This window comes from Pseudomonas sp. HMSC08G10, assembly GCF_001808425.1.
Taxonomy (GTDB): domain Bacteria; phylum Pseudomonadota; class Gammaproteobacteria; order Pseudomonadales; family Pseudomonadaceae; genus Aquipseudomonas; species Aquipseudomonas guariconensis.
On sequence record NZ_KV793281.1, the window covers coordinates 1 to 20,105 of the forward strand.

Sequence of the window (20,105 nt, forward strand, 5' to 3'; positions counted from 1 at the left end):
GGCCAAGACCAAAGTGACCCGCCGTGAGGGCGGAAAGCGCCAGTGGCGCCCCCACCCAAAAAGGATATTCACACTATCTGCAAGCCCAAGCCCAAGCCCAAGCCCAAGCCCAAGCCCTCACATATCGTCGAAATACCGCTCATGCCAGTCCACCAACGGCTGCGGCGAGTTCAGCTTCTGCCCGTAGATCACCGAATAAGACAACACGTTCTGCACATACTGGCGTGTTTCGTCGAATGGGATCGACTCCACCCATACATCGAAGCTCAGGTGCTTGGCCCCTTTGAGCCACTGCCGTACCCGCCCGGGACCTGCGTTGTACGCCGCCGAGGCCAAGACCCGATTGCCATTGAACTGCCCATGCACCTGGCTCAGGTAAGCCGCACCAAGCTGGATGTTCTTGTCCGGATTGAGTACCTGCGAAGGCGAGGCCAGCGGAATGTTGAATTTGCGCGCTGTCTCCTTGGCCGTGGCCGGCATCAGCTGCATCAGACCACTGGCTCCCACACTGGAGCGGGCGTCTTCCATGAAGGCGCTTTCCTGGCGGGTGATGGCGAATACCCAGCTCGAATGCAATCCGCGCACCTTGGCTTCGCGCACCAGCGTGTCGCGGTGAGCCATGGGGAAGCGGATGTCCAGATCATCCCAGTACTGGGCCTGACTGATCGTACGGATCGCTGGGAAGTACCAGCGCAGGTCGTAGGCTAGGCGGGCCTGGGCGACCATCTCGTCGCGGTTGAAGTGGCGGCTAACGTGGTACCACTCACGACGACCCTCGACGATCTGGCCACGCGCATGGAACTCCAGGGCACGACGCACCCCGGGGGTGTTGCGCACCTTGTTGATGACCTGCTGGCTCAGCATCAACGGCTTGTTGTTGAGCTGGTAGGGCGTCTGTGCCCGATCGGCGGCCAGGAATCCATAGAAATCACGCTCGCGGGCCACTGTCTTGTACAACAGTGGGATCTGCGGGTTGTTCGGCTGCGCCAGCTCCAGGCTGCGGGCCTGCCAATAGCGCCACCGGTTGCTGCTGGCCAGGTCCTGAGGCAAACGCTTGGTCAACTCGTAGGCGTCTTCCCAGCGACCCAGGCGCAACAGCAGGCGCAGGCGCCACTCGCTGACGGTATTGTCACGCAGCTCGGGGTCGTAGCGAGTCATCAGGTCCAGGGCGCGTGGGTCGTAACGGCGTGCCAGGGTCAGGCCGATTTCGCGGGCGATGGCGACCTTCTCGTCGCGCGAGAAGTGCATGCGCTGGGCGTAGTCGTCGAGCAGTGACATGGCCCGCTCAGGGTCCTGACGCGCCAGGCGACGCAGGCCCAGGCTGACCACATCGGACATGGCTTCGTTGACGGGCATGAAACGCGACGGCTGGTTGAGCAGCTCCGGCTTTTGCGCCACATCGATCAGCAGTCGGCCCTGGGGGGCGAGGGTGGTCAGGGTCTTGACCAGGTTATTGGCCAGGCTGTAGTTGCGCGCCTGGGCCGCGAGTTTGGCCCGTTGCCAGCGTTTGGCCTCGGTCAGCTGGCCTTCGGCCGCCCACAGGCCGAACAGGGTGTCGCAGGCGGCAGGTTGCGACTTGCCGACGTTCCACAGTTTTTCGGCGCTGGCAAAGCCTTCGGCGCGCAGGCCGTGGGTGAGCTGGTACTGGCCGTTCAGGCAATCCAGCTCTGTAAAGTTGAGCTTGGGGTCGTAGTATTTGACGAAGGTGTTCCATTCGCCGCGTTCGGCCAGCCAGCGTAGCCAGCGCAGTTTCATCCAGTTGGCCTGGGGCAGGTCGCCATGCCGGGCGAGGAAACCTTCGATTTCTTCGTTGCTGGCGCTCTTGAGGCGGGCGGTAAGCTCGTCATAGGCCAGGTAAGGTGTCAGCGGATAATCGCGAAGCGCATTGGCGTAGCGCAGGTAAGGCCCCTTGTCGCCCTTGGCCAGGGCGCGCTTGGCCTCATCGTAATATTGACGCTGCTGAGTGATATCGATGGCCTGTGCCGCGCTCGCGGTGGTGGCGGTGAGCAGCAGGCAGGAAACGAGTTGGAACAGGCGGCTGCGCATGAGACGTCCGGGCAAGTGAACCAAGGAAAAGTGACGGCGAAGCCAGCACTGTTGGGATCTATTGCCTTAGCTTAGCCGTTTGCCGGCAGCGGGTGAAAGCACTGTGCTTGTATCCAATCATTATCTTCGACCGGATGTCGCAACGTCTGCGGGGTGCGGTCTGGCTAATGCCCGCAAGGGGCAAGTCAGGTAGAATGCGCGCCCGGTTTTTGGAGAAGATTATGACCCTGCTCAAATTCAGCGATGTGTCCCTTGCGTTCGGCGCCATGCCGCTGCTGGACAAGGTGTCCTGGCAGATCGCGCGTGGCGAGCGGGTGTGCATCATCGGCCGCAACGGCACTGGCAAGTCGAGCATGCTGCGCCTGGTCAAGGGCGAGCAGAAGCCTGACGACGGCGAAATCTGGCGTGCTCCGGGCCTGAAGATCGGCGAATTGCCGCAGGAATTGCCGGTTGCCGACGAGCGCACAGTGTTCGATGTGGTGGCCGAAGGCCTGGACGGCGTCGGCGCGCTGCTGGCCGAGTATCACCACTTGAGCCAGAACATTCAGGGCGACGCCGACCTCGAGAAACTGATGCACGTCCAGCATGAGCTCGAAGCCCGCGATGGATGGCGATTGCAGCAAGTGGTGGAAAGCACCCTGAGCCGTCTGCAGCTGCCCGCTGACAAGACCCTCGCCGAGCTGTCCGGTGGTTGGCGTCGGCGTGTGCTGCTAGCCCAGGCGCTGGTGTCCGAACCAGACCTGCTGCTGCTCGACGAGCCGACCAACCATCTGGACATCGGTGCCATCGCCTGGCTCGAGGAGGCCCTCAGCGGGTTCAACGGGGCCGTGCTGTTCATCACTCACGACCGTTCCTTCCTGCAAAACCTGGCCACCCGCATCCTGGAACTGGATCGTGGCGGTCTGATCGACTGGAACGGCGATTACGCCAGCTTCCTGGTGCACAAGGAGGCCATGCTGGCCGCCGAGGAAACCGCCAATGCGCTGTTCGACAAGCGCCTGGCTCAGGAGGAGGTTTGGATTCGCCAGGGCATCAAGGCCCGGCGTACCCGTAACGAGGGCCGCGTGCGCGCCCTGAAGGCCTTGCGTGTGGAGCGCGGCGAGCGTCGCGAGCGCCAGGGTAAGGCGAACATCCAGATCGAGGTTGCGGACAAGTCCGGCAAGCAGGTCATGACGCTTGAAAATGTCAGCTTCGCGCACGCCGATGGTCCCATGCTGGTCAAGAACTTCTCCATGGTCCTGCAGCGCGAGGACCGCATTGGCCTGCTGGGCGCCAACGGTACTGGCAAGACGACCTTGCTCAAGCTGATGCTGGGCGACTTGGAGCCCACTTCGGGCAAAGTCGAGCGCGGCACCAAGCTTGAGGTCGCCTACTTTGACCAGTTGCGCCATCAACTGGACCTGGAGAAGACGGTTATCGACAACCTCGCGCAAGGGCGGGACTTTATCGAGATCGACGGCCAGAGCCGGCACGTGCTCAGCTACCTGGGCGACTTCCTGTTCAGCCCACAGCGTGCCCGTACGCCGGTCAAGGCGTTGTCCGGGGGCGAGCGGGCGCGGCTGTTGCTGGCCAAACTGTTCAGCAAGCCGGCCAACCTGCTGGTGCTGGACGAGCCGACCAACGACTTGGATGTGGAGACCCTCGAGCTGCTCGAGGAAGTGCTCTCCAACTTCAAGGGCACCGTGCTGATGGTCAGCCATGACCGGGCATTTCTCGACAACGTGGTGACCAGTACCCTGGTGTTTGAAGGCGAAGGCCGGGTGCGTGAGTATGTCGGTGGCTATGAGGACTGGATCCGTCAAGGTGGCTCGCCGAAGCTGCTCGGCGTGGCCGAGAGCAAGGGCGGCAAAGCCGAGCTGGGCAGCGCCGTAGTGGAAAAGCCTGCGGAGCAGGCGGCACCGGCTGCAAACGTTGCGGCTGCTGCGTCGGATCCGGCTAAGAAGAAGCTGAGCTACAAGCTGCAGCGTGAGCTGGAGGCGCTGCCAGGGCTCATCGATGAATTGGAGCAGCGCATGGCTGCGGTGCAGGAAGAGGTCAATGCCCCGGGCTTCTATCAGCGACCGATCGGTGAGACCTCGGCGGTGCTGGCCAGACTTGAGCAGATGCAAAGCGAGCTGGATACGCTGGTCGAGCGCTGGGCTGAACTGGAAGGGTAAGGCTGTCTCAGGCCATCAGGGGCGCTTGGCGCCCCGCCGCAGGCTTCGCCAGCCCAAACGATCAGAAGCTGGTGAAACCTGCGAGTGGCTGTTGGTGGGTCCAGGGGGCGTTTAGCCTTCTTTTTTCTGCAGGCGTACGGCCAGCACGTCGCAAGGCGCGCCATGCAACACATCGTTTGCGGTGGAGCCAAGCAGCAAGGCAAGACCGTGGCGGCCATGGCTGCCAACCACAATCAGGTCGCAGTTCTGGTCCTTGGCCAGTTGATGGATTTCCTGGCGTGGCTGGCCGTAGGTCAGGTGCGAATCGCCACGGTTGATGGTCGGGTACTTGTTGAACAGGCGATCCATGCGCTCCTTGGCCTGATCGAACTGTTGCTGCTGCAATTGCGACAAGTCCATCGGCACGTCGCCACCGAAGGCCATGGCCATGGGTTCGACGATGTGCACCAGCGAGACCTTGGCTCCAGTAGGTTCGGCGAGCTTCATGGCGCGCTTGATCACCGGGTCGCATTCTTCGGTCAGGTCGACAGCAACCAGAAGATGTTCGTAGGACATGGTGGTACTCCTGACATTTGCGATAGTAGAAGTATGGTCGCTTTCGGGCCGAGTGCCGAGAAACCTGGCTAACCAGCTCATTTGCAACGCTTTATGGAATCTACAGATATGACGGTATGGCTGGTGGTGTCAATCCTTGCGCTGATTCTGAGCCCCATGGCTTGGTTGCGCCCTTCGCGAAAACAGAGCGAGCAGATGAATCTGCGCCTGGAGGGCCGGCGCATGGGATTGGCCATGCAATTGGCGCCTCAGCAGTGGCCTCATTGGCTGGAAAAAGAGCCTCCCAGCCCCTGTCCGCAATACCATCGAGCCCGGCGCAAGGGCAGCAACGATACTTGGAGCTATTGGCAGGTCACGCCGGGAGTGTGGTGGAACCAGTGGCGCGAGCCCTGCGAAGACCCGCGTCTGAGTGAGGCCTTTGCGCGTCTGCCGGCAACGGTCTACAAGGTCGAAGCCGACAGCCGCATGCTGGCCCTGTACTGGAGCGAGCGGGGCGACAAGACTGTTTTGCAGGATATTGCCCGCGTGCTCGAAACCCTCGCTTGATCTCTACCCTCCCTGGGCCGCTTTTCGCGGCCCCGATAGCGTAACGCCTCTGCCGTGTGCCCCATTTTCCTCATTTACCAGTGCATTTCTGGGTGTATGGGGTGTCTATCTTCCCGATGAATGTGCCGCAATCACCGTCATCATGTTTGGTACCTGTGCGGTGCAAAATGACCGGAAAGTCGCGTTTTAAGGGTGCTTTCGAGCATTTGACAACGCCGATCTTTTCGGTGAATGTGTGCATACCCAAATCAAACGGGCGTATGAATTGAGCGTTTGTATGTCAGATCGCTCTTACAGAATCCCGACTATCGCGCTGACGGGTGTGCCTGGAAAGAAGGCTTGATCGGCTTTCGCACCAGCGATCGGCGTGTACAGTTCAGCTTCCATATCGTGGAGATCAGTTGATGATTTACGAAGGTAAAGCCATCACGGTTAAGGCTCTTGAAAGCGGCATCGTCGAACTGAAGTTCGACCTCAAGGGTGAGTCCGTCAACAAGTTCAACCGCCTGACCCTGGAAGAGCTACGCCAGGCCGTGGACGCCATCAAGGCCGACGCCGCCATCAAGGGCGTGATCGTCAGCAGCGGCAAGGACGTGTTCATCGTCGGCGCCGACATCACCGAGTTCGTCGACAACTTCAAGCTGCCCGAGGCCGAGCTGGTCGCCGGCAACCTGGAAGCCAATCGCATCTTCAACGGCTTTGAAGACCTCGCCGTGCCGACCGTCGCTGCCATCAACGGCATCGCCTTGGGTGGCGGCCTGGAAATGTGCCTGGCGGCCGATTACCGCGTCATGTCCTCGAGCGCCAAGATCGGTCTGCCCGAAGTCAAGCTGGGCATCTACCCAGGCTTCGGTGGCACCGTGCGCCTGCCGCGCCTGATCGGTTCGGACAACGCGATCGAGTGGATCGCCTCCGGCAAGGAAAACCGTGCCGAGGACGCGCTCAAGGTCGGCGCCGTCGACGCCGTGGTTGCCCCTGAACTGCTGCAGTCCGCTGCTCTGGACCTGATCAAGCGTGCCATCAGCGGTGAGCTGGATTACAAGGCCAAGCGCCAGCCAAAGCTTGAAAAGCTGAAGCTCAATGCCATCGAACAGATGATGGCCTTCGAGACCGCCAAGGGCTTCGTCGCAGGTCAAGCCGGCCCGAACTACCCAGCACCGGTCGAAGCCATCAAGACTATTCAGAAAGCCGCCAATTTCGGTCGTGACAAAGCGTTGGAGGTCGAGGCCGCAGGTTTCGCCAAGCTGGCCCGCACTTCGGTCGCCGAAAGCCTGATCGGCCTGTTCCTGAACGATCAGGAGCTCAAGCGCAAGGCCAAGGCCCATGACGAGATCGCCCGTGACGTGAAGCAGGCTGCCGTGCTCGGCGCCGGCATCATGGGTGGCGGCATCGCCTACCAGTCCGCCGTCAAGGGCACGCCGATCCTGATGAAGGACATCCGCGAGGAGGCCATCCAGCTGGGCCTGAACGAGGCCTCCAAGCTGCTCGGCAAGCGTGTCGAGAAGGGGCGCCTGACCCCGGCGAAGATGGCCGAGGCGCTCAATGCCATTCGTCCTACCCTGTCCTATGGTGATTTCGGCAACGTCGATATCGTCGTCGAAGCGGTGGTCGAGAACCCGAAGGTCAAGCAGGCAGTGCTGGCGGAAGTGGAAGGGCAGGTCAAGGAGGACGCGATTCTGGCCTCCAACACCTCGACCATCTCCATCAACCTGTTGGCCAAGGCCCTCAAACGTCCTGAGAACTTCGTCGGCATGCACTTCTTCAACCCGGTGCACATGATGCCGCTGGTAGAAGTCATCCGTGGCGAGAAGTCCAGTGAGGTAGCAGTTGCTACCACCGTCGCCTACGCCAAGAAGATGGGCAAGAACCCGATCGTGGTCAACGACTGCCCGGGCTTCTTGGTCAACCGTGTGCTGTTCCCGTACTTCGGCGGTTTCGCCAAGCTGGTCAGTGCCGGTGTTGACTTCGTGCGCATCGACAAGGTGATGGAAAAGTTCGGCTGGCCGATGGGCCCGGCTTACCTGATGGACGTCGTCGGTATCGACACCGGCCACCACGGTCGCGACGTCATGGCCGAGGGCTTCCCGGACCGCATGAAAGACGATCGCCGCTCCGCCGTCGATGCCCTGTACGAGGCCAATCGCCTGGGCCAGAAGAACGGCAAGGGGTTCTACGCCTACGAAACCGACAAACGCGGCAAGCCGAAGAAGGTCGCCGATGCCTCGGTGCTGGATGTGCTCAAGCCGATCGTCTTCGAGCAGCGTGAAGTGACCGACGAGGACATCATCAACTGGATGATGATCCCACTGTGCCTGGAAACCGTCCGCTGCCTGGAAGATGGCATCGTCGAGACTGCCGCCGAAGCCGACATGGGCCTGGTGTACGGCATTGGCTTCCCTCCCTTCCGTGGTGGCGCGCTGCGTTACATCGATTCGATCGGGGTTGCTGAGTTCGTCGCCCTGGCCGACCAGTATGCCGATCTGGGGCCGCTGTACCACCCGACCGCGAAGCTGCGCGAAATGGCCAAGAACGGTCAGCGCTTCTTCAACTGAGCGCCCAACGAGTTAGAGCGAGAGTATTGATATGAGCCTGAATCCAAGAGACGTGGTGATTGTCGACTTCGGTCGCACGCCGATGGGTCGTTCCAAAGGTGGCATGCACCGTAACACCCGTGCCGAGGATATGTCCGCGCACCTGATCAGCAAGCTGCTGGAGCGCAATGACAAGGTCGATCCGAAAGAAGTCGAGGACGTGATCTGGGGCTGCGTCAACCAGACCCTGGAGCAGGGCTGGAACATCGCCCGCATGGCGTCGCTGATGACCCAGATCCCGCACACTTCTGCGGCCCAGACCGTGAGCCGCCTGTGCGGCTCGTCGATGAGCGCGCTGCACACCGCCGCCCAGGCGATCATGACTGGCAACGGTGATGTGTTTGTCGTCGGTGGTGTCGAGCACATGGGGCACGTCAGCATGATGCATGGCGTGGATCCCAACCCGCACCTGTCCCTGCATGCCGCCAAGGCGTCGGGCATGATGGGCCTGACTGCGGAGATGCTCGGCAAGATGCATGGCATCACCCGCGAGCAGCAGGACCTGTTCGGCCTGCGTTCGCACCAGTTGGCCCACCAGGCGACGGTCGAAGGCAACTTCAAGGACGAGATCATCCCGATGCAGGGATATGACGAGAACGGTTTCCTGAAGGTCTTCGACTACGACGAGACCATTCGCCCGGAAACCACCCTTGAAGGCCTGGCGTCGCTCAAGCCGGCGTTCAACCCGAAAGGGGGTACCGTCACCGCTGGTACTTCGTCGCAAATCACTGACGGCGCTTCGTGCATGATCGTCATGTCCGGCCAGCGTGCCATGGACCTGGGGATCCAGCCTCTGGCGGTCATCCGCGCCATGGCGGTGGCCGGCGTCGACCCGGCAATCATGGGCTACGGGCCGGTGCCGTCGACCCAGAAAGCCCTCAAGCGTGCCGGCCTGACCATGGCCGACATCGACTTCATCGAGCTCAACGAAGCGTTCGCCGCGCAGGCCCTGCCCGTGCTCAAGGACCTGAAAGTGCTCGACAAGATGGATGAGAAGGTTAACCTGCACGGCGGCGCGATTGCGTTGGGTCACCCGTTCGGTTGCTCGGGAGCGCGGATTTCCGGCACCCTGCTCAACGTCATGAAGCAAAAAGGCGGTACCCTCGGCGTCGCCACCATGTGTGTCGGCCTGGGTCAAGGCATCACCACTGTCTTCGAACGCGTCTGATCGCGTCAATGACAGCAACCGGGGCCTTGTGCCCCGGTTTTTGTTTTTTACAGGATTTGTTTCAAGAGGTGGGCGACATGCAGATACAACCCGGTGTGTACCGGCATTACAAAGGGCCTGAGTACCGTGTGTTCGGCGTTGCGCGGCACTCCGAGACCGAAGAATGGGTCGTGTTCTACCAGGCGTTGTATGGCGAGTTCGGGCTTTGGGTGAGGCCGTTGACGATGTTCCTGGAGTCTGTCGAGGTTGACGGCGAGCAGGTGCCACGCTTTGCTTTGGTCAAGGCCGAAGAGGGGCGATTCGAGCAGCCTGGTGTAGCGCAAGGCTGAACCTGAGCGCTTGACCTCACCCTGTTGCCACTATATATAGCGGTGCCGCGTCTGGCACCTGACGCGTTTTTCATCTTCAGATTCAGGAATACTCCGATCCATGGGCAAATCGCTGGTCATTGTGGAATCCCCGGCCAAGGCCAAGACCATCAACAAGTACCTGGGCAGCCAGTACGTGGTGAAGTCGAGTATCGGCCATATCCGAGACCTCCCCACCAGCGGTTCGGCCAGCGCCACCAAGGAGCCGGCGGCCAAGCGCGGTAAGACCGCGTCCGAGGCCCCCGCGCTGTCGCCGAAGGAGAAGGCGCGCCGCCAGCTGGTCGCCCGCATGGGGGTCGACCCGGAAGCCGGCTGGAAAGCCAAGTACGAAATCTTGCCCGGCAAGGAAAAGGTCATCGACGAACTGCGTCGCCTGGCCAAGGATGCCGACACCATTTATCTCGCAACCGACTTGGACCGCGAAGGGGAAGCCATCGCCTGGCACCTGCGCGAGGCTATCGGTGGTGATGACAGCCGCTACAAGCGCGTGGTGTTCAACGAGATCACCAAGAAGGCCATTCAGGAAGCCTTCTCCCAGCCAGGCGAGCTGGACATCGATCGGGTCAACGCCCAGCAGGCCCGGCGCTTCCTCGATCGCGTGGTCGGTTACATGGTCTCGCCGTTGCTGTGGGCCAAGATCGCCCGTGGCTTGTCCGCCGGTCGGGTGCAGTCGGTGGCCGTGAAGCTGGTAGTGGAACGTGAGCGGGAAATTCGGGCCTTCAATCCTGAAGAATACTGGGAAGTGCATGCTGACCTGGGGACCGCCAAGAATGCCAAGGTGCGCTTCGAAGTGGCACGTGAGAAGGGCGAAGCCTTCAAGCCGTTGAACGAAGCCCAGGCCATGGCGGCGCTTGAGAAACTCAAGGCTTCCAGCTACAGCGTTGCCAAGCGCGAAGACCGCCCGACTAGCAGCAAGCCGTCGGCGCCGTTCATTACCTCGACGCTGCAACAGGCCGCGAGCAACCGCCTGGGCTTTGGTGTGAAGAAAACCATGATGATGGCCCAGCGTCTCTACGAGGCGGGCTACATCACCTACATGCGTACCGACTCGACCAACCTGTCGGTCGATGCGCTGGATATGGCGCGCAGCTACATTGAGCGCGAGTTCGGCAAGCAGTACCTGCCGGAAAAGCCAGTGGTGTATGGCAGCAAGGAGGGTGCCCAAGAAGCGCACGAAGCGATACGCCCCTCTGATGTCAACACTCATCCGACCAAGCTCAGTGGCATGGAGCGTGACGCCGAGCGCCTGTACGAATTGATCTGGCGCCAGTTCCTGGCGTGCCAGATGCCTCCTGCGCAATACCTGTCCACCAGCGTCACGGTCAATGCCGGTGACTTTGAATTGCGTGCCAAGGGCCGCATCCTCAAGTTCGACGGTTATACCCGTGTACTGCCTCAGCAGAGCAAGCCGGGCGAAGATGACGTGTTGCCGGAAATGGCCCAGGGCGAGTCGCTCAAGCTCATCCAGCTCGACCCGAGCCAGCACTTCACCAAGCCGCCGGCGCGCTACACCGAAGCCAGCCTGGTCAAGGAAATGGAAAAGCGCGGGATCGGTCGACCATCGACCTACGCGGCGATCATCTCTACCATCCAGGACCGCGGCTATGTGACATTGCACAATCGCCGCTTCTACTCCGAGAAGATGGGCGACATCGTCACTGAGCGTCTGTCGGAAAGCTTCTCCAATCTCATGGATTACGGTTTCACCGCCGGCATGGAAGAGAACCTCGATGACGTCGCCCAGGGCGAGCGCGACTGGAAGAACGTTCTGGATGAGTTCTATGGCGATTTCAGCAAGAAGCTGCTGGCTGCCGAATCCGCCGAGAACGGTATGCGTGCCAACCAGCCGACCCTGACCAACATTCCCTGCAAGGAATGTGGTCGACCCATGATGATCCGTACCGCCTCCACTGGCGTGTTCCTGGGATGCTCGGGTTACAGTCTGCCACCCAAGGAGCGCTGCAAGGCCACCGTGAACCTCGTACCGGGCGATGAAATCGCTGCCGACGATGAAGGTGAGTCCGAGTCCTTGGTCCTGCGTGGCAAGCACCGTTGCCCGATCTGTTCCACGGCGATGGATGCTTACCTGCTGGATGAAAAGCACAAGCTGCACATCTGTGGCAACAATCCGGACTGTGCCGGTTACGAGATCGAGCAGGGCAGCTATCGCATCAAAGGCTACGAAGGGCCTAGCCTGGAATGTGACAAGTGCGGTAGCGAGATGCAGCTCAAGACTGGCCGTTTCGGCAAGTTCTTCGGTTGCACCAATCCCGCATGCAAGAACACCCGCAAGCTGCTCAAGAGCGGTGAGGCAGCGCCACCGAAGATGGACAAGGTGGACATGCCCGAGCTCAAGTGCGAGAAGGTCGATGACACTTACGTGCTGCGCGACGGCGCCTCGGGGCTGTTCCTGGCTGCCAGCCAGTTCCCGAAGAACCGCGAAACACGCGCGCCACTGGTGCTGGAGATCATCCCGCACAAGCACGAGATCGATCCGAAGTATCACTTCTTGTGCGATGCCCCACAGAAAGATCCCGACGGGCGTCCGGCGGTGATTCGCTATAGCCGCAAGACCAAGGAGCAATACGTGCAGTCCGAGGTCGACGGAAAGCCGACCGGCTGGAAGGCATTCTTTGACGGCAACAGCTGGAAAATCGAAGACAAGCGCTGATCCAAAGTGCTGAAAGGGGGCCGCAAATCGGCCCCCTTTCTTTGTGACATTGAGCTTGCGGCGGGGCAGGGCAATCCCTGACACTGGGATATCGCCTTGCAGCCTCAGGGAGGTCACTGAAGATGGCCCAGGAACTCTACACCCGCACCAATCAGAAACTCTTCTTCGCCGGGCTTGCCCTGGAGTCCATGGCCAAGGCTGAAGGTAGCCAGGCGATGAATGCCCAAGGCCTGATACAGGCCGAGCGCGAGTCTGCACTGTTTCACTTGTATGGCGCTTTACTGGGGCTGTGCCATGAAATCGCAGGTTTCTACCGCTTGCCCCAGGCTGCGGCGTCGCGGGTAGAGCTTTTGCTCAACGACGAGACGCTGGATGGCATTGCCATTCCTGAGGTGGCCGAGCTGCTTGAGCTGGTGCGTCAGCCAGAAACTTGGCTTGCCCAGATGCTGCGTGCTTATGCCGATTTGTTCCGACCGCCGGTCGCCAAAAAAGCCCCTAAATCCGATGTCACCCAGCCGCTGATCCAGGCCGTGAATTTGGACGAGCCCGAGCAACCAGCGCTTTCCCGGCAAGAGCTGGAAAGTTGGCGGGCCAACCTCAAGGACGTGGTTCGGCGCTTTCGTGACGCGTTGAGTGAGTGCTGATAGCGCTGGCGGCTGGTACAATAATCGCCTTTCGTGAAAAGCAGGCCCTATATGTCAACGTCCTTTCTAGAAATTGTCGAGTTGCCTGATGGCCGGATTGAACTGCGCCGCGCCGAGGACGAGGGTTCCCTGGTGACCCTGGATTTCTCCGAGGACGCCAAGGCCTTCCTGCAGGGCCAGCATGTTGAAGTGGCCAAGGCCATGTTGAGCGTGGGTGTGCAGATGGCAGGTCGCCTGGTAGAGGGCGATTTCGAGCGTGACGAAGGACCGCGCGTTTTGCACTGAGCACCGCGCTCCGATTCAGGGATTGGATTGAGACAGGCAAAGCCTGAACATCAGCCGAGGCGGATGTTCAGGCTTTGTGCGTTTCCGGTGTTGGCAGCGCGGATCAATTGCTGGCGTGCATTAGCATTGACGTTGCCAAGCCAACTGACGACGGTGTGACTGTGGCCCAGGCGTAGCGCTTCACACGCTAGTTGCAAGGCGCTCTGGTTTGCGCCTGGTTGCAACAGCAAAATACGTTCGCGGTTCAGGCCGGCATCACGCAACCAGGCCTGGGTCAGGCTGACAGGGGGCGCGATGAGCGTCAGCCAGCGGGTTTCGTCCTCTTCGCTCAGCTCGCGCAGGATCGGGGCCAGCAGGCCCTGGCAATGACCTAGAGCGCCGCGCAAAGACAGTTCGCTGAACAACTCCGGCTGGGTGCCCTTGCGCGGCTGCTCACCGGCAGTGTCTCTAGGCTTGAGACCTGGCAGCGCCGGCTGGGCCAGGAAGGCTTCGAACAGCGGCAACTGGGCTTGCTGGGGTGTGTGGATGAACTGCTGCATGACGCCTCCTGGATCAGCGGCGAATGACGCCGACACTCAAGCCCTCGATCACCAGTTCCTGTTCTTTCAGGTCGACTTCGATGGGGGCGAATTCGGGATTCTCGGCGATCAACCAGACCTTGCTGCCTTCGCGCTTGAAACGCTTGACGGTCACTTCGTCACCGATGCGGGCGACCACGACCTGGCCGTTGCGGGCCTCCCGGCAGGTGTGGACCGCCAGCAGATCACCGTCGAAGATGCCGATGTCCTTCATGCTCATGCCGTGGACACGTAGCAGATAGTCGGCGCGAGGATGGAAGAAGGCTGGGTTGATGTTGCAGGATTCTTCGATGTGTTGCTCGGCGAGGATCGGTGCGCCGGCAGCGACCCGGCCGATGATAGGCAGGCTGTTCTCTTCTGCCTTGGCCTCAAGCCCTGGGATGCGAATGCCGCGGGAGGCGCCCGGGGTCATTTCGATCGCTCCTTTGCGGGCGAGCGCCTTGAGGTGCTCTTCGGCCGCATTGGGCGATTTGAAACCAAGCTCCTGAGCGATTTCCGCGCGGGTCGGCGGAAAGCCGTTGTCTTCCAGGCAGCGTTTGATGAAGGCCAGGATTTCAGCTTGGCGTGGCGTCAGTTTAAGCATGGCAAGCGCTCTGTCTTTTTATACAGTGACTGGGATTATATACAGTGGCTGGCCAGCTGCAAGCACTGTGGGCCGGGAAAACACGTCACTGTGTGGTGCATATAGGGCGAAGCCTACGCCAACCGTGGCTTGCAGCGAATGTTTCAATGCTGTGGTTAAATGGCGACTGGCGGGTCACGCGTCTTGACAGATGAAAGCTTGAAACGTATGTTTCAAACAACTGTTTGTCAGACGGAGTAGTCATGGCCCAATCGGAAACCGTTGAACGCATTCTCGATGCTGCAGAGCAGCTGTTTGCGGAGAGGGGGTTCGCGGAAACCTCGTTGCGGCTGATCACCAGCAAGGCCGGGGTCAACCTGGCGGCGGTGAACTACCATTTCGGCTCCAAGAAAGCCCTGATCCAGGCGGTATTCTCGCGTTTTCTCGGCCCGTTCTGCTCCAGTCTCGAACGTGAGCTGGATCGTCGTCAGGCGCGCCCCGAGCCCAAACCGAGCCTGGAGGAGTTGCTCGAGATGCTGGTCGAGCAAGCGCTGGCCGTGCAGCCTCGCAGCAACAACGATCTGTCGATCTTCATGCGCCTGCTTGGCCTTGCCTTCAGCCAGAGCCAAGGTCACCTACGTCGATACCTCGAAGACATGTACGGCAAGGTGTTCCGCCGCTACATGCTGCTGGTCAACGAAGCCGCGCCGCGTATCCCGCCGCTGGAGCTGTTCTGGCGCGTGCACTTCATGCTTGGGGCTGCCGCTTTCAGCATGTCGGGCATCAAGGCGCTGCGTGCCATCGCCGAAACCGACTTCGGCATCAATACCTCGATCGAGCAAGTGATGCGCCTGATGGTGCCGTTCCTCGCCGCTGGCATGCGTGCCGACAGTGGGGTCACCGATCCGGCCATGGCCGCCGCGCAACTGCGACCGCGCAGCAAGAGCGGTACCGCGCCAGCGCCAGCCAAGGCCTGACACTGTGCGCTAAGAGGCGCTTGGGCTAAGCTAGCGCCCATGCCTGACCTCGACTTTCTGCAAATCTCTCTTGCCGACCAGCGCCTCTACGGATTCACCCGTGGGGCACTGCGCGTGCGCCTGGAGGTGTCCACGGCGCGAAACGGTGCCGGGGAGCTCAATGGCTCCGGCTGTACGCCGCGAGGCCTTCACCAGGTCCGCGCCAAGATCGGTGCCGGCCTGCCGCAGGGCGCTGTACTGCGCAGCCGGCGCTGGACGGGCGAGGTCTGGTCCCCGGCGCTGCATGAGCAGTTTCCCGGGCGCGACTGGATCCTGAGCCGCATTCTCTGGCTCAGTGGTTGTGAACCTGGGGTCAATCGGCTTGGCAAGGTCGACACCTTTCGCCGCTACATCTACCTCCACGGTACGCCGGACACTGAACCTATGGGCATCCCGTTGTCCCATGGTTGCATACGTCTCAGGAACAGCGACTTGATCGCGTTGTTCGATCGGGTACCGAACCATTGCGCGGTGCGGATCGACGAGTCCGCCTGCCCGCACTGGGGCGTGCTGCCCCTCCCATGAAGGAATCCAATATGACTGCCCGCCTGCAAGGCTCCCTGATGGTGGATATCGCCGGTAAATGGCTGACCGCCGAAGACCGTCATCTCCTGCGCCAGCCCGAAGTGGCCGGCCTGATCATTTTTGCCCGCAACATCGATAGCCCTCGCCAGGTGCGTGAGCTGTGCGCCTCCATCCGTGCTGTGCGCCCCGACCTCATCCTGGCTGTCGACCAGGAGGGTGGACGGGTCCAACGCCTACGCCAGGGGTTCGTACGTCTGCCGGCCATGCGTGCGATCGCCGACAATGCCAACGCCGAATACCTGGCCGAGCAGTGTGGTTGGCTGATGGCGACCGAAGTGCAGGCTGTAGGCCTTGACCTGAGCTTCGCTCCGGTGCTTGACCTGGATCATCAGCGCAGCGCTGTAGTCGGCAGCCGTGCCTTCGAGGGTGACCCGGCGCGCGCCACCCAACTGGCGGGGGCGTTCATCCGCGGTATGAATGCCGCTGGCATGGCTGCTTGTGGCAAGCACTTCCCGGGGCATGGCTGGGCGGAAGCCGACTCTCACGTGGCTATACCTACGGATGAGCGCAGCCTTGAGCAGTTACGCCAGGCGGACCTGCTGCCTTTCATTCAGCTAAGAGGCCAATTGGCGGCTGTGATGCCTGCGCATGTGATCTACCCGCAAATCGATAACCAGCCGGCCGGGTTCTCGCGTCGCTGGCTGCAGGACATCCTGCGCGGTGAGATGGGGTTCGAGGGGGTGATTTTCAGTGACGACTTGTCCATGGCCGGTGCCCATGTGGTGGGTGATGCTGCCAGCCGGATCGAGGCGGCCCTGAGCGCCGGTTGCGACATGGGGTTGGTGTGCAATGACCGGGCAGCGGCGGAGCTGGCATTGAGCGCGGCCCAGCGGCTGAAGGTCGAGCCATCGCCGCGGATCGCGAGGATGCGCGGACGTGGCTTCGCCCGCACCGATTACCGCCAGCAGCCGCGTTGGCTGGAGGCGCTGGGTGCTTTGAAGGAAGCACAGTTGGTCGATTGATTTGGGGTGCCTTGATTCGGCGCGATCTGGTGGAGCGACGAAAGCGTCCTCCACAGATCAGCGACTGCGCTTGCCAGGCAGTGGCGCAAACAGTGCCTCGATCTCCTCATCGCCCAAGCGCCATTGGCCAGCCGATCCGCCATCGAGCAGGCCGGCTGCCAGGGCTGCCTTTTCCTGTTGAAGCTGCTGGATCTTTTCTTCTACCGTGCCTCGGGTGATCAGCTTGAACACAAACACCGGCTTGTCCTGGCCAATGCGATAGGCGCGGTCGGTGGCCTGGCTCTCGCTGGCTGGATTCCACCACGGGTCGTAGTGGATCACCGTGTCGGCAGCCGTCAGGTTAAGGCCCGTGCCGCCGGCCTTGAGGCTGATCAGGAATACCTCGCTTTCGCCGGTCTGAAACTGCTGCACAGGGGTGCGTCGGTCACGGGTGTCACCGGTCAGTAGGCTATAGCGGACATTGCGCTTGGCAAGTTCGGTCTCGATCAACGCCAGCATCGAGGTGAATTGCGAAAACAGCAGCACCCGGCGCCCCTCGCTGAGCAACTCCTCGAGCATGTCCATCAAACTGCCGAGCTTGCCCTTGTCGGCCTGGTTGCCCTTGGCCTCCACGCCCTTGACCAGGCGAAGGTCACAGCACACCTGGCGCAGCTTGAGCAAGGCATCGAGGATGACGATCTGACTGCGCGCCGCCCCATTGCGGGCTATCTCGTCACGGACTTTCTTGTCCATGGCCACGCGCACGGCTTCGTAGGTGTCGCGCTGGGCATCGCTGAGCTCGACCCAGTGGATCATCTCGGTTTTGGCCGGCAGCTCGGTGGCCACCTGTTCCTTGGTCCGGCGCAGCAGGAATGGTCGGATGCGACTGGCCAGATGCGCCATGCGTTCGGTATCGCCGTGGCGTTCGATCGGTGTGCGGTAGTCCTGGTTGAAGCGCTTCAGATCGCCCAGCCAGCCAGGCATCAGGAAGTGGAACAGCGACCATAGCTCGCCCAGGTTGTTCTCCATCGGGGTGCCGGTCAGGCACAGGCGCTGGCCTGCCTTCAGATCGCAGACCGCTTGGGCTGCCTTGCTGGTACTGCTCTTGATGTTCTGCGCCTCGTCGAGAATCAGCAGGCTCCAGTGCACTGAACGCAGGTGCTCCAGGTCCCGCGGGAGCAGGGCGTAGGTGGTCAGGATCACATCGTAGTCGTGCAGCGCGGTGAAGTGCTTGCTGCGGCCCGGGCCATGCAGTGCCAGGACGCGAAGTGCGGGAGCGAAGCGTTGGGCTTCATCGAGCCAGTTGGGCACAAGGCTCGTGGGCATCACCACCAGGGCCGGTTGCTCCAGGCGTGCACTTTGTTTCTCAAGCAGCAGGTGGGCAAGGGTCTGCAGGGTCTTGCCCAGGCCCATGTCATCGCCCAGGATGCCGCCAGTGCCCATTTCGCGCAGGGCCTGCAGCCAGCTCAGGCCTTGCTGCTGGTAGGGGCGCAGCTCGGCCTTGAGCCCCTTGGGCGGCTTGATCTGCAAATCACGCGCATCGCGCAGCCGTCGGCCCAGCTCACGCACATGCTCGCCGCCTTCCCAGTGCAGGGGCAGGTGCTCGATATCGTTCAGTCGCGCCGCATCGGCACGCTCCAGGCGCAGGGATGGGCCGACAGCATCTTCATGCAGGTAGAGCTCGCCGAGGGTGCCCATCACCGCTTTGATCCGGCCATAGGGCAGGGCGACACGCAGGGCAGGGCTGTCCTGGCGGCCGCGGTTGAGGTCGATGAGCAGGTGTTCATCGTCGCTACGTCGGGCCAGTTCGCCGGCGCGCAGCAGTTCAGGACTGGTGCGCAACAGCTGCAGCACGATCGGCAGCAGGCTGTGGCGTTGCCCATCGACCACGATACCCAGCTCGAGATCGAACCATTCATGGCCCGGCGCTTCTTGGACGGTGGCGTACCAGTCGTCCACCTCCTGTAGATCGAAGGCGAAATCCCGAGGAATGTCGATCTCCCAGCCGGCCTGACGCAGTTTGGGTAGCCCTTCGCGGGCAAAGCGCAGCCAAGCCTCATCGTCGGGTAGCTGGAGCATCTCGCCTGCGCTGTCCGGCAGAGCTTTGCTCTGTCGGGTGGCAGGCTTGAAGCCCAGTTCGCGCAGGGTTTGGCGAAAGGCTTGCTCGGCCTTGGGCTGGCGACGGATGCGCTGGCTGGTTTCGCCTACCAGGCGGCTCAGGGGCTTTTCGTCGGTACCGCTGGCCAGCAGGCCGTCATAATTGAACGCCAGCGCAGCGCGATGCTGCATCTGACGCTGCATGCGCCCGGTCTTGGGCATGTAGGCACTGAATTCCAGGCTGCCCAGGGTCAGGTGCGGACGTGGCTGGATGTCATCGTGCTCTTCGCTACGCACGGCGGTAGGGGTGGGGACTTGGCGGTTCAAGGCGTTCAGGCGGTGACTCAAAGGGACAACCAGGTGTTCGGGTACGATGGGCGCGCGCGCCAGCTGGCTGGCGATGAATGGGTCCAGGTTATGTTGCAGTCTGCCGGTTTGGCGGGTCTGTGGATTGACGTAATACAGCGGGTCGAGCGGCAGGACCTGCAGCGGTGTGTCGCTGTCGTGATGCCAGACGCCCCGATACGCGCCGTCCTCCAGTCGGACCCAGCGAAACTCGGCGGCCTGGTCCGGGCCAGGAGTCAGCGGCTCCTGCTGCTGGTCGAACAGCAGGCGACCGCTTGCCAATGCGTACTCGAGGAGTTCGGAACCCTTTTTCCCCTCCAGACGGGTTACTGGCGAGACGACGTTGCTGTTTTGGGCGCTGATCAGGCGCAGCAGCCGCGCATCGGCTTCGGTCACATAGCGTGGCGTGTAGTAGATCATTTCCGGCAGCGAGGTGATCCTGCTCAGCTTCAGTGTGCCGTCGCTCTGGCGTGTGCCTTTCACCGCCTCCAGCCGACATTGTGCCTGGTTCAGGCTGATCTGGTAGTAGATGGCCGGCCCTTTGCGCGAAGGGCTTGGATTGGCCGGCGCAGACTCGGGCGTTTCCAGTGCCTTGACCCACTGGCTCAGCTCCGGGGGAAGGGACAGCCCGTCGCTGGCGTCATGATCATCGAGGGACGCGTGCAAATGGAAAAGTGTCGCAGCGCAATGTTTGCAGTTGACGCCCACAGGACAGCTACAGCGGCCCAGTACCCGCAGCCTGCCAGCGTTCGGCTCGAGAAGGATCTTCTGAGTGTAGCGCTGGCCTGCCGAGCCCAGGCAGGCAGCCTCTATCGTTCTGTCATGGATCGAAAGCGTTTTTGTCCGGCCCTGCGCCGCGTAGTTCTGTCCACGGGCGAGCGCTCCGTCGTCGAAGTCCGCCTTCCAGCTTTCATCACGCTGAAGCAGGCGCCGCACATCGCTCTCGCTCAC

16 protein-coding genes are annotated in these 20,105 nt (G+C 61.6%); 11 read left to right on the top strand and 5 right to left on the bottom strand.

Annotation, left to right across the window (positions count from 1 at the left end):
• Positions 1-117: 117 nt before the first annotated feature.
• A complete protein-coding gene (locus HMPREF3173_RS00010) occupies positions 118-2,046 on the bottom strand; it encodes a transglycosylase SLT domain-containing protein (protein ID WP_070571016.1) in 1,929 nt (642 codons plus the stop codon).
• A 221-nt stretch (positions 2,047-2,267) separates the two neighbouring features.
• Between HMPREF3173_RS00010 and HMPREF3173_RS00015 the strand changes: the two genes are divergently transcribed.
• Positions 2,268-4,202, top strand: a complete 1,935-nt coding sequence (locus HMPREF3173_RS00015; protein ID WP_070571017.1) for an ATP-binding cassette domain-containing protein — start codon at positions 2,268-2,270, stop codon at positions 4,200-4,202.
• A 111-nt stretch (positions 4,203-4,313) separates the two neighbouring features.
• Here the strand turns inward: HMPREF3173_RS00015 and HMPREF3173_RS00020 are convergent, their stop codons facing one another.
• Complete coding sequence (locus HMPREF3173_RS00020) at positions 4,314-4,757, bottom strand: universal stress protein (protein ID WP_043206695.1); 444 nt, start codon at positions 4,755-4,757, stop codon at positions 4,314-4,316.
• A 108-nt stretch (positions 4,758-4,865) separates the two neighbouring features.
• Between HMPREF3173_RS00020 and HMPREF3173_RS00025 the strand changes: the two genes are divergently transcribed.
• From HMPREF3173_RS00025 to HMPREF3173_RS00055, 7 genes are all read left to right on the top strand, one after another.
• Complete coding sequence (locus HMPREF3173_RS00025) at positions 4,866-5,303, top strand: hypothetical protein (RefSeq protein WP_070571018.1); 438 nt, start codon at positions 4,866-4,868, stop codon at positions 5,301-5,303.
• A gap of 404 nt (positions 5,304-5,707) precedes the next feature.
• Positions 5,708-7,855, top strand: coding sequence for a fatty acid oxidation complex subunit alpha FadB (gene fadB / locus HMPREF3173_RS00030; protein WP_070571019.1), 2,148 nt, complete (start codon positions 5,708-5,710; stop codon positions 7,853-7,855).
• A gap of 31 nt (positions 7,856-7,886) precedes the next feature.
• Complete coding sequence (gene fadA / locus HMPREF3173_RS00035) at positions 7,887-9,062, top strand: acetyl-CoA C-acyltransferase FadA (protein ID WP_043206692.1); 1,176 nt, start codon at positions 7,887-7,889, stop codon at positions 9,060-9,062.
• 77 nt (positions 9,063-9,139) lie between these two features.
• Positions 9,140-9,391 carry a DUF1653 domain-containing protein gene (locus HMPREF3173_RS00040; RefSeq protein ID WP_070571020.1) on the top strand — a complete coding sequence of 84 codons (252 nt, stop codon included), beginning with the start codon at positions 9,140-9,142 and terminating at the stop codon, positions 9,389-9,391.
• 100 nt (positions 9,392-9,491) lie between these two features.
• Positions 9,492-12,101: a type I DNA topoisomerase gene (topA, locus tag HMPREF3173_RS00045; RefSeq protein WP_070571021.1), complete on the top strand. Its 2,610-nt coding sequence runs from the start codon at positions 9,492-9,494 to the stop codon at positions 12,099-12,101.
• A 122-nt stretch (positions 12,102-12,223) separates the two neighbouring features.
• Entirely contained in the window at positions 12,224-12,745 is a 522-nt protein-coding gene (locus tag HMPREF3173_RS00050) for a DUF6586 family protein (protein ID WP_070571022.1), read from the top strand.
• Between the two features lie 51 nt (positions 12,746-12,796).
• Positions 12,797-13,030, top strand: coding sequence for a hypothetical protein (locus HMPREF3173_RS00055; protein WP_043215749.1), 234 nt, complete (start codon positions 12,797-12,799; stop codon positions 13,028-13,030).
• A gap of 50 nt (positions 13,031-13,080) precedes the next feature.
• Here the strand turns inward: HMPREF3173_RS00055 and sulA are convergent, their stop codons facing one another.
• Both sulA and lexA read right to left on the bottom strand, forming a co-directional pair.
• On the bottom strand, positions 13,081-13,569 hold the full coding sequence (sulA, locus tag HMPREF3173_RS00060; protein ID WP_070571023.1) for an SOS-induced cell division inhibitor SulA: 489 nt from the start codon (positions 13,567-13,569) through the stop codon (positions 13,081-13,083).
• Between the two features lie 13 nt (positions 13,570-13,582).
• Positions 13,583-14,191: a transcriptional repressor LexA gene (gene lexA, locus HMPREF3173_RS00065; RefSeq protein WP_070571024.1), complete on the bottom strand. Its 609-nt coding sequence runs from the start codon at positions 14,189-14,191 to the stop codon at positions 13,583-13,585.
• Positions 14,192-14,433: 242 nt separating this feature from the next.
• Here lexA and HMPREF3173_RS00070 point away from each other — a divergent pair, with 242 nt between their 5' ends.
• From HMPREF3173_RS00070 to nagZ, 3 genes are read left to right on the top strand one after another with little or no spacing between them, the layout of a single operon-like run.
• Positions 14,434-15,147, top strand: coding sequence for a TetR/AcrR family transcriptional regulator (locus tag HMPREF3173_RS00070; RefSeq protein WP_070571025.1), 714 nt, complete (start codon positions 14,434-14,436; stop codon positions 15,145-15,147).
• Positions 15,148-15,186: 39 nt separating this feature from the next.
• Entirely contained in the window at positions 15,187-15,711 is a 525-nt protein-coding gene (locus HMPREF3173_RS00075) for a L,D-transpeptidase (RefSeq protein ID WP_070571026.1), read from the top strand.
• Between the two features lie 23 nt (positions 15,712-15,734).
• Positions 15,735-16,733, top strand: a complete 999-nt coding sequence (gene nagZ / locus HMPREF3173_RS00080) for a beta-N-acetylhexosaminidase (RefSeq protein ID WP_177343680.1) — start codon at positions 15,735-15,737, stop codon at positions 16,731-16,733.
• Positions 16,734-16,790: 57 nt separating this feature from the next.
• On the opposite strand, the gene HMPREF3173_RS23745 is transcribed toward nagZ, so the two are convergent.
• On the bottom strand, positions 16,791-20,105 hold the full coding sequence (locus HMPREF3173_RS23745) for a DEAD/DEAH box helicase (protein ID WP_083299888.1): 3,315 nt from the start codon (positions 20,103-20,105) through the stop codon (positions 16,791-16,793).